Source organism: Streptomyces sp. NPDC056738, from assembly GCF_042790435.1.
Taxonomy (GTDB): Bacteria; Actinomycetota; Actinomycetes; order Streptomycetales; family Streptomycetaceae; genus Streptomyces.
On record NZ_JBHTZF010000007.1, the window covers coordinates 182,147 to 195,472 of the forward strand.

Consider the following 13,326-nt stretch of genomic DNA (forward strand, 5'->3'; position numbering starts at 1 on the left):
CGACCCCGGGCCGGGAGGCCTCGCTCACCCACACCCCCGGGGTCCCCAGCCGGTGTTCAGCCCGCCTCCGCCTCCGGCATCCCCGCCTCGCCGGCCGGTCCGGTCTCGCCGTACAGGACGCGCGTCACCGAGGTGTAGGTGACGTTGTGGTCGGCCAGCACCTCGGCGGCGACCCCGCCCCGAAGGGTGACCGCCAGGAGCAGGTGCTCGTCGCCGATGTGCCGGTCCCGTCGGGCGGCAGCGATCCGCAGGGCTCGCACCAGCACGTCCTTGGCCTCCTGCCCGAAGGGCCGCCGACGGGCCCGCCTGCCGTTCGCGCCGCGCCTGCCCGACTCCAGCGCCCCTTCTCCGTGCGCCTCCTCGATCCGGGAGACGATCTCGGACAGGTCGATACCGAGCCCGGAGAGGGCGTCGGCGTCGGCGCGCGAGAGTCCGCCCCTGCGCCGCGCCTCGGCGAGGTCCCGCTCCAGCGACTCCCGGAACCCGGACTCCCCCAGCGAGGAGAGGGCGAAGGAGGCCCGGCTGCCCTCCCGGTCCAGGAGAGCCAGGAGCATGTGCTCCTCCTCGACCGTCTCGGCGCCCACCCGCTCGGAGTGCGCGACCGCGCCCTCGACGACGGCACGCGCATCCTTGGTGAAGCGTTCGAACATCACTGCCTCCCGTACTTCTTGTGCACGGCCTGCCTGCTCACTCCGAGTTCCGCGGCGATCTCCTGCCACGACCACCCCTGATGGCGCGCACTGCGCACCTGTACCGCCTCCAACTGCTCCAGCAGCCTCCGCAGCGCGGAGACCGCCCGCAGTCCGATCCGCGGATCGCGATCACCCGCGCGCTCGGCGAGATCCGTTGCTTCGGTCATGATGTCAACCTACGTTGACACTCGAGTCCTGTCAACCAAAATTGACACCGTGAGCGGGCTGAACCCCGGACGTCCCCGACGAACGAAACGGCGGGCCCGGTGATCCGGACCCGCCGTTCCTGTGTTCCCGCGCCCTGCGTCAGCCCGTCGTCAGCACGATCTTGCCGAACAGGTCGCCGGACTCCAGCCGTTCGAAGCCTTCGCGGGCCCGGTCGAGGGGCAGCACCTCGTCGACGACGGGCCGCACACCGGTGGCCGCGCAGAAGGCCAGCAGATCCTCCAGCTCGTCCTTCGTCCCCATGGTGGAGCCGACCACCTTGAGTTCGAGGAAGAAGATCCGCGTCAGCTCGGCGTGCGAGGGCCGGTCACCACTGGTGGCGCCCGAGATGACGACGGTTCCGCCGGGACGCAGCGACTTGATCGAGTGCGACCAGGTGGCGGCACCGACCGTCTCGATGACCGCGTCCACCCGCTGCGGCAGCCGCGCCCCGGACTCCAGCGCCTCCACGGCACCGAGTTCGAGGGCCCGCTTGCGCTTGGCCTCGTCCCGGCTGGTCGCGAAGACCCGCAGTCCGGCGGCCTTGCCGAGCACGATCGCGGCGGTGGCGACGCCGCCGCCGGCTCCCTGGACGAGGACGGAATCGCCGGGCCGTACCCCGGCGTTGGTGAACAGCATGCGGTACGCCGTCAGCCACGCGGTCGGCAGGCAGGCCGCCTCCGCGAAGGACAGTTCCCTGGGCTTCGGCAGCACGTTCCACGTCGGTACGGAGACCTGCTCGGCGAAGGTGCCCTGGTAGCGCTCGGTGAGGATGGAGCGGGGCTCGTCGGGGCCGACCCCGTGCCCGCTCTGGCCGATGACGGAGTGCAGGACGACCTCGTTGCCGTCCTCGTCGATTCCCGCGGCGTCGCAGCCGAGGATCATCGGCAGCTTGTCCTCGGCGAGGCCGACTCCGCGCAGCGACCACAGGTCGTGGTGGTTCAGGGAGGCGGCCCGTACGTTCACGGTCGTCCAGCCCGGCCTCTGTCCGGGGGCCGGGCGCTCCCCCAACTCCAGGCCGTTCAGCGGCTGGTCACGGTCGATTCGGGCGGCATAGGCAGCGAACATGACCTTGACGATAGGCTCCGCCCCCGGCCGGGGGAACCGCCTCCGCCTGTGACACGTCCCCCACCGACCGGGTGGCCCCCGGCACAAGCGTGTCTCGCCCCCTCCGCCCCTGCCCGTCCCGTCACGGGGGCGCTGCCCCCGGCCCCCCGCTCCTCAATCGCCGGAGGGGCTGAAACTTTCCCCGGACGGCGCTAGGGGGCGAAAAAGCAGCCGGCCCCGCCGGGAGAGTTCCCGGCGGGGCCCAGCAGGACGTGGTGCGTCAGCGGCGGGCGACACCCTCGGCCCGGGCGGCGGCAGCCACCGCGGCCGTGACCGCCGGGGCCACCCGCTCGTCGAACGGCGAGGGGATGACGTAGTCCGCGGCGAGGTCGTCCCCGACGACCGCGGCCAGCGCGTCGGCGGCGGCGATCTTCATGCCCTCGGTGATCCGGGAGGCCCGGACCTGGAGCGCACCGGCGAAGATCCCCGGGAAGGCCAGCACGTTGTTGATCTGGTTCGGGAAGTCCGACCGCCCCGTCGCGACGACGGCCGCGTACTTGTGGGCGATGTCGGGGTGCACCTCGGGGTTCGGGTTGGCCATCGCGAAGACGAAGGCCCCCTCGGCCATGGAGGCGACCGCCGGCTCGGGAACCGTACCGCCGGAGACGCCGATGAAGACGTCGGCGCCCGCGAGCGCCTCCTCCAGCGAACCGGAGATCCCCGCCTTGTTGGTGATCTCCGCGAGCTCGCGCTTCACGTCCGTCAGGTCGTCCCGGTCACGGGACACGACGCCCTTGCGGTCGGCGACCGCGACATCGCCGAGGCCCGCCTCGAGCAGGAACTTGGCGATGGCGATACCCGCCGCGCCCGCGCCGGAGATCACCGCGCGCAGGTCGCCGAGCGAGCGCCCGGTGAGCCTCGCGGCGTTCCGCAGGGCCGCGAGGGTGACGACCGCTGTCCCGTGCTGGTCGTCGTGGAAGACGGGAATGTCCAGTCGTTCCTGGAGCCTGCGCTCGATCTCGAAGCACCGCGGTGCCGAGATGTCCTCCAGATTGACGCCGCCGAACGAGGGAGCGAGCCGGACCACGGTCTCGACGATCTCGTCGACGTCGGTGCAGGCGAGCGCGATCGGCACCGCGTCCACTCCACCGAACTGCTTGAACAGAATGGCCTTGCCCTCCATGACGGGGAGCGAGGCCTCCGGGCCGATGTCACCGAGCCCGAGCACTGCCGTGCCGTCGGTCACCACTGCGACCACGGACGACTTCCACGTGTAGTCGTGGACGAGTTCCGGCTGCTCGGCGATCGCGCTGCACACCTTCGCGACGCCGGGCGTGTAAGCCAGGGACAGGTCGTCCTTGTTGCGGACCGGCACCGTGGCTTGCACAGCCATTTTGCCGCCGCGGTGCAGCGCGAAAGCCGGGTCGAAGGAATCGAGGGGCTCCGCCCCGTCTTCCTGATCCCTACTGCTGTCGCTGCGAGGATTGACGATCTCCGCTGCCACTTTGTTTTACCCCTTAAGTCTTCAATATCGAGGGTGGCCACTCCTGGTTGAGGGGTGGGCGGGCACCGCGCAGGCCCTGCCGCCGTGGTTGCGTACGGGCCGCTGCGCGACGGGCGCGCCGCACACGCGCCCTGAGCCCCGGATGAGGGGTGTAAAGAACCTTCTTACCGGACGGACGGTGTCGAGGACGAGTCCATAGAGCCAAGATCACACGTCGGTGAGATGACTCATGCCTTGATCCATTGACACGTCCGGACATGTCCTCGTTCGGACACGAGTGCCGTGTAGCGGTCTTCCGCTTCCTGCGGCGCGCCGAAGATCTTCCGGCCGGAAGGGAGGATTCCCGCACATGATCCGGCCGTAGACGATCACCCGGTGTTGGTTCGGGGGTCACCCGTTATCCGATTTTGACATAGCGGTCACCCTGAATCTCGCGGTCCGAATGGCAAGATGCCGTCATTACACGAGGTCGCGACACTCGAAGGTGTGTGTTTCCGTCGACCTATCGGCTACTCCCTGATCCGCCGGAGGAACCCTCATGACCGCACGCACCACCCGTCGTAGCAAGGCCGCTCAGTCCCGGATAGCAGCGGTCGGCGCGATCGCGGTCGCCGGCGCCCTGATCCTCACCGGTTGCGGTGACCAGACGAACGGCGGCGGCAGCAGCTCCACCGAGTCGGCGAAGTCCAACAGCGCCCCCCTGTTCTCCAAGCTCCCCAAGAAGATCCAGGACGCGGGCGTCATCAAGGTCGGCACGAACGCCGAGTACGCCCCCATGGAGTCGACCGAGGGCGGCAAGATCGTCGGCGTCGACCCCGACCTGGCCGAGGCGCTGGGCAAGCAGCTCGGCGTGAAGTTCGAGTTCACCTCGGGCTCCTTCGACGGTCTGATCACGGCCGTCAACTCGGGCCGTTACGACATCGGCATGTCGTCGATCACCGACAACAAGCAGCGCCAGGAAGGCCTGGACGACAAGGGCAAGAAGCTCGGCGAGGGCGTCGACTTCGTGGACTACTTCACGGCCGGTACGGCCATCTACGTGAAGAAGGGCAACCCCGAGGGCATCAAGGGCATCGAGGACCTCTGCGGCAGGACCGCCGCCGTGCAGCAGGGCACGACGTACGAGACGGCCCTGAAGGACCAGTCCAAGAAGTGCACGGACGCCGGCAAGAAGGCCATCACCATCGAGTCGTTCCAGAACGACACCGAGGCGCAGACCCGTGTGAAGTCCGGCGGCGCGGTGGCCGGTATCAACGACTACCCGGTGGCGGTCGACCTGGCCAACAAGGCCGACGGCGGCAAGGCCTTCGAGGTCATCAACAAGCAGTACGACGCGGGCCCGTTCGGGATCATCCTGAACAAGAACAACACCCAGCTCCGTGACGCTCTGAAGGAAGCCGTCGACGCGATCATCAAGGACGGCTCGTACCAGAAGGTCCTGGAGAAGTGGGGCGCGCAGTCCGGCGCGATCGAGCAGTCCGCGATCAACGGCGGCAAGTAAGCCGAGCGCACCACTGAAGGGCAGTCACGTGACTGACAAACTCGACAAGTCCGCCTCGGACACACCGCCTCCGAACGACGCGGTGCCCACGAGCGGCACGTCCGGGCCGGCCCCGGACATGATCAAGGCGATCCCCGTCCGCCACTACGGCCGGTGGGTCAGCGGCATCATCGTCATCGCTCTGCTGGTGGCACTCGGCATCGCGTTCTCGCACGGCAACATCCAGTGGCACACCGTGAGCGACCAGCTCTTCGTGTCCAGTGTCGTCCAGGGCGCCGGCCGGACGCTGCTGATCAGCATCCTCGCCATGATCGTGGGTGTGGTGCTGGGCATCGTCCTCGCGGTGATGCGGCTCTCGAAGAACCCGGTGACCAGCACGGTCGCGTGGCTGTACATCTGGTTCTTCCGCGGCACCCCGGTCTACGTCCAGCTTCTGCTGTGGTTCAACCTGGCGCTGATCTTCCCGGTTCTCAACCTCGGGCCGATCTACAAGAACGAGATGACGGACGTCATGACTCCGTTCATGTGCGCCCTGCTGGGTCTCGGTCTGAACGAGGCCGCGTACATGGCCGAGATCTGCCGCGCCGGCCTGCTGGCCGTGGACGAGGGTCAGACGGAGGCCGCGCAGGCCCTGGGCATGAGCCACACCAGGACGCTGTTCCGGATCGTGATCCCGCAGGCGATGCGCGTGATCGTGCCGCCGACCGGCAACGAGTTCATCAACATGCTGAAGACCTCGTCGCTGGTGTACGCGGTCACGTACAACGAGCTGCTGCGCTCCACCTCGGCGATCGGTTCCACGTCGTACGCCGTCATGGAGATGCTGTTCGTCGCCTCCATCTGGTACCTGGCCATGACCAGCGTGTTCAGCGTCTTCCAGTACTACCTGGAGCGCTACTACGCACGGGGTTCCAGCCGCAGCCTGCCGCCGACGGTCTTCCAGAAGATCAAGGCGAACCTGATCGGGCTCGGCAGTGAGAGGGGCAAGGCATGACCGCGATGGTGAAGTCGGAGGGCGTCCACAAGTCCTTCGGCCCGGTGGAGGTCCTCAAGGGCATCGACCTGGAGGTGAACACCGGTGAGGTGTTCTGCCTCATCGGCCCGTCCGGCTCCGGCAAGTCGACCTTCCTGCGGTGCATCAACCACCTGGAGAAGATCAACGCCGGCCGGCTGTACGTCGACGGTGACCTGGTGGGCTACCGCCAGAAGGGCGACAAGCTCTACGAGCTCAAGGACAGCGAAGTCGCTCTGAAGCGCCGTGACATCGGCATGGTCTTCCAGCGCTTCAACCTGTTCCCGCACATGACGGCCGTCGAGAACGTCATGGAAGCGCCCATCCAGGTGAAGGGCGCCAAGAAGGCGGACGCCCAGGCCCGCGCGATGGAGCTGCTGGAGCGTGTCGGACTGGGCGACAAGGCGAAGAACTACCCCTCGCAGCTCTCCGGCGGCCAGCAGCAGCGCGTGGCGATCGCCCGCGCGCTGGCGATGGACCCGAAGCTGATGCTCTTCGACGAGCCGACCTCGGCCCTGGACCCGGAGCTGGTCGGTGACGTCCTCGACGTCATGCGCGACCTCGCCGAGTCCGGTATGACGATGGTCGTCGTGACGCACGAGATGGGCTTCGCCCGCGAGGTCGGCGACAGCCTGGTCTTCATGGACGGCGGTGTGGTCGTCGAGTCCGGCAACCCCCGCGACGTCCTGACCGACCCGCAGCACGAGCGTACGAAGTCGTTCCTCTCCAAGGTCCTCTGACCGGGGACCGGGACGACGCGCTCGCCGGCGCAGGAACAAGGGGCGGTACGGGTCTCCCGTACCGCCCCTTCCCCGTGCCCCGGCCGCGCCCCCGGAGCTACGGCCGCAGCGCCGGGTTCAGGATCAGCTTCGTGAACTGGGAGCGGGTCAGTGGCGTGGTCTTGAGGACCCGGCCCAGTTGGCCCCTGCCCTGGTAGCCGGCGCTGTCCCGTACCCGCAGGGCGCGGCCGTCCCGCAGGCTCAGGACGCCGGCGAACTCCTGCCCCCACGTCGGCTGGGAGCCGGGCTCGCCCGGGCCGGTCCGCCAGACCGACAGAACGGTGCCGTCGGACAGCTTCTGGGTGGTGCAGCCGATGAGCCCGGCCTTGGCCGCGTCCTCGCAGGGGTCGCCCAGGCCCGCGCCGCCCGTCTTCGCCGCGATCTCCGAGCGGGAGGACACGGACACGGTGAGGTAGCCGACCCCGTCGGGCCGGCCGACGGCGTAGTCACCGTCGTACGGTCCGACGGGCTTGGGCAGCGGGGCCTTCGGCACCCCCTTGATCAGGCGCAGCAGCGAGACCTCGCTGATCTTCCCGGTCCCGGCCGGGAGCAGTTTCGCGAAACGCCCCGCCCTGGTCGTGTACTCGCCGGCGGTGGGCGCGCTCGCCACCCCGGCCCGGTGCCCGGTGTCCAGCACACCCGGTCCGAAGACCAGGCCGGCCGCGACGGCGGCCGCGACGGCACCGGTGGCCGCCGTGCGCCGCCGCCACCGCACCCGCGAGGCCTGGGCGAAGACGCTCTCGCCGCCGCGGCTCCCGGGCACCTGGACGTCGTCCACCACCCGTCCGAGCAGTTCCCGCACGTACTCCTGCTCCGCTTCCTGGTTCACGCGTACTCCTCCCGCACCGCGGCCCTCAGTGCCGCGAGTCCCCTGGCTGTGTGGCTCTTGACCGTGCTCTCGCGCATGTCGAGCACCTGGGCCGTGGCGGCCACGCTCAGGTCCTCCCAGTAGCGCAGGACGAGCACGGCCCGTTGCTTCGGCGCGAGTTCCGCGAGCGCGGCCCGCACCACGAGTCCGGTGTCGCTGTCGACCGACCGCCCCGCCACGTCCGGCACCTCGCCGTACGCGTGCTCCCGCCGCCAGAACCGGCGGCGGGCGGAGATGAAGGTGTTGACCAGCGTCTTGCGCGCGTAGGCCTCGAGACTTTCGAGGCGTCCGTGCCGCCGCGCGCCGAGGACGACCTTCACCAGCGTCGTCTGGACGAGGTCCTCGGCCTCGTCGCGATTGCCGCACAGCAGATACGCGCTGCGGAACAGCGCCGTGCGTCTGCCCTCCACGAAAGCGTGCAGAGCGGCTTCCTCGCCGCGCGTCATCCCGCCCCCTTCCCGGCCCGCGCCCGCGGACCGTCTCACCCCTCCAGTGCGGCGGGAGGTGCCGCAGGACGCAGTGGAGGCGGTACGGATTCTCCGTACCGCCTCCAACAGGGTTCGCGGGGGCCCTACTTGACCGCGAGGACCAGCGCGTCCGAGGGGGAGCGCCACACCGGGCGGGCCTCGCCGAAGCCCTGTTCGCGCAGCACGCGCGCGTGCCAGTCGGCGGAGGGGGTGTCGCCGTCGGCGTGCTCGCCGTAGATCTCGAAGCGGCGGGCGGTGGGTCCGGCGAGGACCGGGTCCTGGGCGGCCACCTCCCACCACTCGGCCCAGTCGAGGGCGCCGATCCGCTTGGCCTCGTCCATCCGGGCGTGCCGCTGGGCGCGGTCGGCCGCGTTGATGCGGGGCGTCGTCTCGTCGATCATGTGGTCGGCGTTCATGAACACGCCGCCGTCACGGACGAGTTCGGCGATCTGGCCGTAGAGGACGGTGAGGGGTTCGCTGTGCAGCCAGTGCAGGGCGGTGGCGGTCAGGACGGCGTCGTACGTGTCGTACGGCAGCCGCTCGCGCCACCGGGGGTCCTTGAGGTCGGCGGTGACGAGGGAGACCCGGTTGTCGCCGGCGAAGGTGCCCTCGGCGATGGTGAGGAGGGCGGGGTCGAGGTCGACGCCGGTGCTGGTGGCTCCGGGGAAGCGGGCGAGCAGCCGGGCCGTGATGGTGCCGGTGCCGCAGGCGAGGTCGAGGACGCGGGGCTCGGGGCCGACGAGCGCCTCGGTCATGTCGAGCATCACCCGGAAGCGCTCCTCGCGGTCCGGCATGTACCACTCCTGCTGCCGGTCCCAGCTCTGCTGCCATGCCTGCCAGTCGGTTCCGGTGCCGATGGCCATGAAAGCCCCTCCTCGCGTCGACCACGTAATACCCTGTAAGCGCGATCAGCTGTTACCTGACCACCGTCACGACGATAGAGCGCCTCCGTAAGGACTACAAGTGGAACTGGCCTATTACTCGGATTACGCCGTCCGTCTCGTCAACACCGAGGAACCGGTCCGGGGCAAGGACTCGCTGACCTCCGTCGAGGCCGTCCGTGACCTGTTCGGGGCCAACGCCTCGGCGGCCCGCCGCGCGGCGGAGGCCGACGTCACCCGCTTCCGTTCGGTACGGGGGCGGCTGCGCGCCGTCTTCGAGGCGGCGGCCGGCGGCGAGGAGACGCTCGCCGTGGACCTGCTGAACTCGCTGCTGCTCGAATTCCCGGTGAGCCCGCAGATCTCGGGGCACGACCACCGGGACGACGACGGCCGCCCGCTGTGGCACATGCATCTGGCGGATCACCCGTCGAACGCGACCGCGGGCTACGCGGCGATCGCGGCGATGGGCCTCGCCTTCCATCTGACCGAGTACGGCGTGGACCGTCTCGGCCTGTGCGAGGCCGCCCCGTGCCGCAACGCCTACCTCGACACCTCGACCAACCGCTCCCGGCGCTACTGCTCGGACCGCTGCGCGACCCGCGCCAACGTCGCGGCCTACCGCGCCCGCAAGCGCCTGGAGGCGGACCGGGCCGCGAGCACGGGCCTGGCGGCCACCAGCACCCAGCGGACGACGGCGAACGGCGACCGCTGACCCGTCGGCGGACGGAAACGGAACCGCACCTTCCCGAGGACGAGTTCCTCGGGGACGGTTCCGTAGTCGGTGCTGTCCCCGCCCGCGAACGCGTTGTCCCCGAGCACCCACCAGCCGCCCTCACGCCGCTCGGCGATCCGCTTCACGACGAGCAGGTCCTGCTGGAACGGGTGCCTCAGGACGACGACGTCGCCCGGCCGCACCCTGGCCCCCCACTGCACGACGAGCCGATCCCCGTGCTGGAGTGTGGGCACCATCGAAGGGCCCGTCACCTCCGCGGCCCCGAACGGCAGCAGAGCCTTCCCCCGCTCGGTCTCCCGCGACAGCTCCGGCATCAACGGCACCTCCCCGGTCCTATCCTCCACCAGTCCCAGTTTCACCCCGGACTTTTGTCCTAAGCCCATGGGGGCACCCGCGAAATACCCTCTCCCACGGAGTAATGTCCCACCTGAGAAGACGATCACGAGGAAGGACAGCTCAATGCTCTCCCGCCTGTTTGCCCCCAAGGTCAAGGTCAGCGCCCACTGCGACCTGCCCTGCGGCGTGTACGACCCGGCCCAGGCCCGCATCGAGGCGGAGTCGGTGAAGGCCGTTCAGGACAAGATGGCCGGCAACGACGACCCGCACTTCCAGGCTCGCGCCACCGTCATCAAGGAGCAGCGCGCCGAGCTCGCCAAGCACCACGTGTCGGTGCTCTGGAGCGACTACTTCAAGCCCCCGCACTTCGAGAAGTACCCGGAGCTGCACCAGCTCGTCAACGACACCCTCAAGGCCCTCTCGGCCGCGAAGGCGTCCACCGACCCGGCGACGGGACAGAAGGCGCTGGACTACATCGCCCAGATCGACAAGATCTTCTGGGAGACCAAGAAGGCCTGACCTTCACCCGGGCCGTCCGAACCGCGTCAGCGCGGATCGCGTCGCCCTCCTGTCCGCACCCGGTCCGCGGGCCGCCGTCACCGGCGGCCCGACGGTCCGGGTGCGTACTGCTTTCCGGGGCCGTACGGGGCGGGCGGCGGCGCTCACACGGGGAGCTGGCGCATCTCGATCACCCGCAGGCCGAGCGCCTGGAACCGGGTGAGCAGTCCGTAGAGATGGGCGTCGTCGATCACGGTGCCGAAGAACAGGGTCTGTTCCTTCGTACGGACCCGGTCCAGTTCGGAGAAGGCCGTGGCGAGCGTGTCCGAAACAAGGCCGGCGATGCGGAATTCGTAACGCATACGAGCACTTCCCTCGGGGCCGGGGCGCGGGGTCCGCTGCGATGCCCTGCCATCGTCGGCCGCGCGCACCGATGTGGCATCCCCCGGTGCGGGCGACATCCGCCCACCTCGGCACTCCCGCTCACACCCTCGCCCCTCCACCTTCTCCCCCGCCCCGGCACCGTGCCCGCCGGGCACGGAAAAAGCCGGGAGAAGGCCTGAAAAAGACCCGGAAACGGTGTGGGAATCCCGAAAGGGGTGAGCGGAAGGCGCGCCACGGCCCGTCCCGGAGGCTGCGCCCCCGCCTTCGCGGGTGACGCCGACGGGCGGGAAAGGCGATGCGCGAGCTCACCCGCGGAGGGTGATCCGGCGGGGCGGGGAGTGACCGCACTCTGGAGCCCAGGCAAGACGTCGGGCGTCAGAGAGGGCACCGCTCATGGCCTGCATCCAGCGGCAGATCCGGCCCGCGCCGGGTGTGCCGTGCTCCGGGCCCGTCCGCCACGGCCCGAAGGACCCCGGACCCGGAGGCTCCTTCGCCGCGCCGTGGTCCCCGGGACCCGGGCGGCGCACGCCGTCGGCGCGGCCGGCACCGCCCCCGCACGACGCCCCTGACGTCGCACCGATCACGCCGAGGGCACCGGACGGCGCCGTCACGGCCCGTCCCGTGTGTCCGGGGGGTCCCGCTCGCCCCCCGCCTTCGAGCGTCTGTCCGCGGCGGACACCGCGGCACCGTCACCGTCCGCCGCACCACCGCGCTCCGCGCACCGACCCCGCCAGGCCCTGCCGACCGGCCGCGAACGCACGACGGCCGGGTCTGGGCGGAATCCCCGAGATCGCGACCCGGCGCCCGGCGACAGTTCGATCCGCCCGACACCCAGGCAACGCTCGCGGAGATGTCGCACAACCGACAGGAGTTCGACCATGAACGGCTCGACGGTCAATCTGGCAGCGGACTACCCCCTGCTGCAGGTCTTCTGGACCACGATGTGGTTCTTCCTCTGGATCCTCTGGTTCATGCTGCTGTTCCGCGTCATCGGGGACATCTTCCGCGACGACGAGCTGAACGGCTGGGGCAAGGCGGGCTGGTGCGTCTTCGTCGTCATCCTGCCCTTCCTGGGCATCTTCGTGTACCTGATCGCGCGGGGCCGCGGCATGGGCGAGCGCGAGATGCGGCGCATCCAGAAGAGCCAGGAGGACATGAACGCCTACATCCGTGAGACCGCCGGCTCCTCCACCGGCAAGGCCGACGAACTGGCGAAGCTCGCGGACCTCAAGAACCACGGCCACATCACGGCGGAGGAGTTCGAGAAGGCCAAGGCCAAGGTCCTCGCCGCCTGACGGCACGGACACCCCCGCGCACGCACGGCCACCGCCGTCCCCCGGGCCAGTGATCCCCCGGGGGGCGGCGGTCCCGTGTGCCATTCTGGGGACGTGGCGAATCCCCGACCGCTCGACGACCTGGTCCGGCTGCGGCAGGCACGCGACCGGATGAACCGCGACTACGCGGAGCCGTGGGACATGGCCACGCTCGCGCGCACCGCGCTGATGTCGCCCGGACACTTCCAGCGCAGTTTCCGGGAGGCGTTCGGCGAGACGCCGTACACCTATCTGATGACCCGCCGGATCGAGCGCGCGAAGGCGCTGCTGCGGCGCGGCGACATGACGGTGACCGAGGTGTGCTTCGCGGTGGGCTGCACCTCGCTCGGTTCGTTCAGCTCGCGGTTCACGGAGCTGGTGGGCGAGACCCCGAGCGCGTACCGGGCCCGACCGCACGACCACGGCGCCCCCATCCCCTCCTGCGTGGCCCGCCGGCTCACCCGCCCGGCCCGTCACCCCAACCCGGAGGCGGAACCGGGCACACGTCTCTAGGCCCCGCCTTCAGGCCCCGTGGTCCATGGCGCCCGTCGTCTTTGCCGCCCGTCGTCCGGAATCACGGCCTAGGTTGGACGCATGGATCTGAAACTGTCCCAGTGCTTCATCTCCGTCGACGACCACGACAAGGCGCTGGCCTTCTACCGCGACGTGCTGGGCCTGGAGGTCCGCGGTGACGTCGGGTTCGAGGGAATGCGGTGGGTCACCGTCGGCTCGCCGCTCCAGCCCGACGTGGAGATCGTCCTGGAGCCGCCGGCGGCGGACCCGGACGCCTCCCCCGCGGACAAGCAGGCCATGGCCGCCCTGCTGGCCAAGGGGATGCTCCGCGGAGTGATCTTCTCGACGACCGACTGCGACGAGCTCTTCGAGCGGGTCCGCGCCTCGGGCGCCGACGTCGTCCAGGAGCCCGAGGACCAGCCGTACGGCCTGCGGGACTGCGCGTTCCGCGACCCGGCGGGCAACCTCCTGCGCTTCGCCCAGAAACGCACGGCCGGCTGACAGGGGCGGCGCGGGGCCGGGGGCGGCGCAGGCCAGGGGCGGCGCGGGGCCGGGATCGGCCGGGAGGGACACTACGTCCGTGTGGTCCGCGGG

General features: G+C 70.1%; 17 protein-coding genes. 8 read left to right on the forward strand and 9 right to left on the reverse strand.

Going from position 1 to position 13,326, the window contains the following annotated elements:
* Window positions 1–56 precede the first annotated feature (56 nt).
* From ACFRIC_RS20135 to ACFRIC_RS20150, 4 genes are all read right to left on the reverse strand, one after another.
* Window positions 57–650, reverse strand: a complete 594-nt coding sequence (locus ACFRIC_RS20135) for a Clp protease N-terminal domain-containing protein (RefSeq protein WP_382787498.1) — start codon at window positions 648–650, stop codon at window positions 57–59.
* Entirely contained in the window at window positions 650–859 is a 210-nt protein-coding gene (locus ACFRIC_RS20140; protein ID WP_148010429.1) for a helix-turn-helix domain-containing protein, read from the reverse strand. The genes ACFRIC_RS20135 and ACFRIC_RS20140 overlap by 1 nt, the downstream gene beginning before the upstream one ends.
* Before the next feature lie 139 nt (window positions 860–998).
* Window positions 999–1,964: a zinc-binding dehydrogenase gene (locus ACFRIC_RS20145; protein WP_382787500.1), complete on the reverse strand. Its 966-nt coding sequence runs from the start codon at window positions 1,962–1,964 to the stop codon at window positions 999–1,001.
* A gap of 259 nt (window positions 1,965–2,223) precedes the next feature.
* On the reverse strand, window positions 2,224–3,447 hold the full coding sequence (locus tag ACFRIC_RS20150; RefSeq protein WP_382787502.1) for an NADP-dependent malic enzyme: 1,224 nt from the start codon (window positions 3,445–3,447) through the stop codon (window positions 2,224–2,226).
* A gap of 538 nt (window positions 3,448–3,985) precedes the next feature.
* On the opposite strand from ACFRIC_RS20150, the gene ACFRIC_RS20155 reads away from it, so the two are divergent.
* Genes ACFRIC_RS20155 through ACFRIC_RS20165 form a run of 3 tightly spaced genes read left to right on the forward strand, consistent with a single transcriptional unit; the run spans window position 3,986 to window position 6,700 of the window.
* Window positions 3,986–4,948 carry an ABC transporter substrate-binding protein gene (locus ACFRIC_RS20155; protein WP_382787504.1) on the forward strand — a complete coding sequence of 321 codons (963 nt, stop codon included), beginning with the start codon at window positions 3,986–3,988 and terminating at the stop codon, window positions 4,946–4,948.
* A 28-nt stretch (window positions 4,949–4,976) separates the two neighbouring features.
* Window positions 4,977–5,942: an amino acid ABC transporter permease gene (locus ACFRIC_RS20160; RefSeq protein WP_382787506.1), complete on the forward strand. Its 966-nt coding sequence runs from the start codon at window positions 4,977–4,979 to the stop codon at window positions 5,940–5,942.
* Window positions 5,939–6,700, forward strand: a complete 762-nt coding sequence (locus ACFRIC_RS20165; protein WP_382787508.1) for an amino acid ABC transporter ATP-binding protein — start codon at window positions 5,939–5,941, stop codon at window positions 6,698–6,700. Before ACFRIC_RS20160 ends, ACFRIC_RS20165 begins: the two co-directional genes overlap by 4 nt.
* 97 nt (window positions 6,701–6,797) lie before the next feature.
* Here ACFRIC_RS20165 and ACFRIC_RS20170 read toward each other — a convergent pair whose 3' ends face one another.
* The 3 genes from ACFRIC_RS20170 to ACFRIC_RS20180 all read right to left on the reverse strand — a co-directional run bounded on the left by ACFRIC_RS20170 (window position 6,798) and on the right by ACFRIC_RS20180 (window position 8,937).
* On the reverse strand, window positions 6,798–7,568 hold the full coding sequence (locus ACFRIC_RS20170; protein ID WP_382787510.1) for a hypothetical protein: 771 nt from the start codon (window positions 7,566–7,568) through the stop codon (window positions 6,798–6,800).
* Window positions 7,565–8,053: a sigma-70 family RNA polymerase sigma factor gene (locus ACFRIC_RS20175; RefSeq protein WP_382787512.1), complete on the reverse strand. Its 489-nt coding sequence runs from the start codon at window positions 8,051–8,053 to the stop codon at window positions 7,565–7,567. Before ACFRIC_RS20175 ends, ACFRIC_RS20170 begins: the two co-directional genes overlap by 4 nt.
* Before the next feature lie 125 nt (window positions 8,054–8,178).
* A complete protein-coding gene (locus ACFRIC_RS20180; RefSeq protein WP_382787514.1) occupies window positions 8,179–8,937 on the reverse strand; it encodes a class I SAM-dependent methyltransferase in 759 nt (252 codons plus the stop codon).
* Window positions 8,938–9,037: 100 nt separating this feature from the next.
* On the opposite strand from ACFRIC_RS20180, the gene ACFRIC_RS20185 reads away from it, so the two are divergent.
* Window positions 9,038–9,667 carry a CGNR zinc finger domain-containing protein gene (locus ACFRIC_RS20185; protein WP_382787516.1) on the forward strand — a complete coding sequence of 210 codons (630 nt, stop codon included), beginning with the start codon at window positions 9,038–9,040 and terminating at the stop codon, window positions 9,665–9,667.
* On the opposite strand, the gene sodX is transcribed toward ACFRIC_RS20185, so the two are convergent.
* Window positions 9,571–10,002: a nickel-type superoxide dismutase maturation protease gene (sodX, locus tag ACFRIC_RS20190; protein WP_382787518.1), complete on the reverse strand. Its 432-nt coding sequence runs from the start codon at window positions 10,000–10,002 to the stop codon at window positions 9,571–9,573. The two genes, ACFRIC_RS20185 and sodX, sit on opposite strands and share 97 nt — an antisense overlap.
* Before the next feature lie 145 nt (window positions 10,003–10,147).
* On the opposite strand from sodX, the gene sodN reads away from it, so the two are divergent.
* Window positions 10,148–10,543, forward strand: coding sequence for a superoxide dismutase, Ni (gene sodN / locus ACFRIC_RS20195; protein ID WP_053662116.1), 396 nt, complete (start codon window positions 10,148–10,150; stop codon window positions 10,541–10,543).
* A 143-nt stretch (window positions 10,544–10,686) separates the two neighbouring features.
* On the opposite strand, the gene ACFRIC_RS20200 is transcribed toward sodN, so the two are convergent.
* The gene (locus tag ACFRIC_RS20200; protein WP_382787521.1) at window positions 10,687–10,884 is read right to left on the reverse strand and encodes a hypothetical protein; all 198 of its coding nucleotides are present in this window, start codon (window positions 10,882–10,884) and stop codon (window positions 10,687–10,689) included.
* A 900-nt stretch (window positions 10,885–11,784) separates the two neighbouring features.
* On the opposite strand from ACFRIC_RS20200, the gene ACFRIC_RS20205 reads away from it, so the two are divergent.
* The 3 genes from ACFRIC_RS20205 to ACFRIC_RS20215 all read left to right on the forward strand — a co-directional run bounded on the left by ACFRIC_RS20205 (window position 11,785) and on the right by ACFRIC_RS20215 (window position 13,233).
* The gene (locus ACFRIC_RS20205; RefSeq protein ID WP_382787523.1) at window positions 11,785–12,201 is read left to right on the forward strand and encodes an SHOCT domain-containing protein; all 417 of its coding nucleotides are present in this window, start codon (window positions 11,785–11,787) and stop codon (window positions 12,199–12,201) included.
* 150 nt (window positions 12,202–12,351) lie between these two features.
* A complete protein-coding gene (locus tag ACFRIC_RS20210) occupies window positions 12,352–12,732 on the forward strand; it encodes a helix-turn-helix transcriptional regulator (protein WP_382788042.1) in 381 nt (126 codons plus the stop codon).
* 81 nt (window positions 12,733–12,813) lie between these two features.
* Complete coding sequence (locus ACFRIC_RS20215; protein ID WP_355764829.1) at window positions 12,814–13,233, forward strand: VOC family protein; 420 nt, start codon at window positions 12,814–12,816, stop codon at window positions 13,231–13,233.
* The last annotated feature ends 93 nt before the right edge of the window (window positions 13,234–13,326 follow it).

Bases quoted from the DNA above. Each gene is read 5' to 3' on its own strand.
- ACFRIC_RS20135 (WP_382787498.1), bottom strand. From the start codon at position 650: ATGTTCGAACGCTTCACCAAGGATGCGCGTGCCGTCGTCGAGGGCGCG.
- ACFRIC_RS20140 (WP_148010429.1), bottom strand. From the start codon at position 859: ATGACCGAAGCAACGGATCTCGCCGAGCGCGCGGGTGATCGCGATCCG.
- ACFRIC_RS20145 (WP_382787500.1), bottom strand. From the start codon at position 1,964: ATGTTCGCTGCCTATGCCGCCCGAATCGACCGTGACCAGCCGCTGAAC.
- ACFRIC_RS20155 (WP_382787504.1), top strand. From the start codon at position 3,986: ATGACCGCACGCACCACCCGTCGTAGCAAGGCCGCTCAGTCCCGGATA.
- ACFRIC_RS20165 (WP_382787508.1), top strand. From the start codon at position 5,939: ATGACCGCGATGGTGAAGTCGGAGGGCGTCCACAAGTCCTTCGGCCCG.
- ACFRIC_RS20175 (WP_382787512.1), bottom strand. From the start codon at position 8,053: ATGACGCGCGGCGAGGAAGCCGCTCTGCACGCTTTCGTGGAGGGCAGA.
- ACFRIC_RS20180 (WP_382787514.1), bottom strand. From the start codon at position 8,937: ATGGCCATCGGCACCGGAACCGACTGGCAGGCATGGCAGCAGAGCTGG.
- sodX (WP_382787518.1), bottom strand. From the start codon at position 10,002: ATGCCGGAGCTGTCGCGGGAGACCGAGCGGGGGAAGGCTCTGCTGCCG.
- sodN (WP_053662116.1), top strand. From the start codon at position 10,148: ATGCTCTCCCGCCTGTTTGCCCCCAAGGTCAAGGTCAGCGCCCACTGC.
- ACFRIC_RS20200 (WP_382787521.1), bottom strand. From the start codon at position 10,884: ATGCGTTACGAATTCCGCATCGCCGGCCTTGTTTCGGACACGCTCGCC.
- ACFRIC_RS20205 (WP_382787523.1), top strand. From the start codon at position 11,785: ATGAACGGCTCGACGGTCAATCTGGCAGCGGACTACCCCCTGCTGCAG.
- ACFRIC_RS20210 (WP_382788042.1), top strand. From the start codon at position 12,352: ATGAACCGCGACTACGCGGAGCCGTGGGACATGGCCACGCTCGCGCGC.
- ACFRIC_RS20215 (WP_355764829.1), top strand. From the start codon at position 12,814: ATGGATCTGAAACTGTCCCAGTGCTTCATCTCCGTCGACGACCACGAC.